The sequence below is a fragment of the Fortiea sp. LEGE XX443 genome (assembly GCF_015206815.1).
In the GTDB taxonomy this organism is placed as follows: domain Bacteria; phylum Cyanobacteriota; class Cyanobacteriia; order Cyanobacteriales; family Nostocaceae; genus Nostoc_B.
Window position 1 is genome coordinate 1 of sequence record NZ_JADEXZ010000163.1, and the last position, 1,108, is coordinate 1,108.

Below are 1,108 nucleotides of genomic sequence, written 5' to 3' on the forward strand. Positions count from 1 at the left end.
TTACAGAAGAGAGCTTTTCTCACCTCACGGGCATCTGGGCGACTATCTATAAATTCTTGTAGTTCTGCGATGGCTACGCCCGCCGCAGGCATCGCAGGTTGTAGATGCTGATCTATCATTGTTTGTTCTTAGACAGATATATTCCTCCGTATTATCTCGTACACTTTTTCAGAAATCAAATATGATTCCTATAACATCGCTCAGTGGAAAAAACCCCTCCAGCAACTCCATGAAATTCTCATCCAACCAATCGCCCAAGAATTACCTAAAGATCCAAACGCCCATATTATTTTTATTCCCCAACAATCTCTATTTTTTGTTCCTTTCCCAGCCTTAAGAGATGCAGAAAATAAATACCTAATTGAAAAACACACCATTCTCACTGCTCCCTCAATTCAAGTTTTAGATTTAACTCGTAAACAACGCATCCAAACACGAAACGCATATAGTCAAAATGCCTTAGTTGTCGGTAATCCCATCATGCCCCGTGTCGCTTTAAAAATTGGCGACAAACCAGAACAATTAGATCCTTTACCCGGTGCAGAAATCGAAGCTAAAGAAATTGCCCGTCTATTAAATACCAAAGCCATCATCGGTAAAGATGCAACCAAAGCGCAAATCTTAAAACTCCTACCAACAGCCCGAATTATCCATTTAGCAACCCACGGATGGGCGGATGACGTTCGCGGTTTAGGAAGTTGGATTGCATTAGCACCAAACCCAACCAAAAATCAAAATGAAACAGGTAATGGCTTGCTAACTGCTGAAGAAATCCTAGATTTGCAACTGCAAGCCGAATTATTTGTCATCAGTGCTTGCCAAACCGGACGGGGACGCATCACAGGCGATGGTGTCATTGGGCTATCTCGTTCAATCATTTCTGCTGGTGTTCCCAGTGTCTTAGTTTCCCTGTGGCTAATTCCCGACGACGATACCCAGTTACTCATGACTGACTTTTACCAACATCTGCAAAAGAATCCAGATAAAGCCCAAGCACTACGCCAAGCCATGCTAACCAGAATTAAAGAACAATCTCTACCTGTCAACTGGGCAGCGTTTACGTTAATTGGTGAAGCGGAATGAGGCAAGGGGGCAGGGGGCAGGGGGC

1 pseudogene is annotated in these 1,108 nt (G+C 43.7%); it reads left to right on the top strand.

The features are described 5' to 3' along the window. Positions 1-192 precede the first annotated feature (192 nt). A pseudogene (locus IQ259_RS26940) lies at positions 193-1,083 on the top strand (CHAT domain-containing protein); the annotation flags it as partial. Positions 1,084-1,108: the final 25 nt, after the last annotated feature.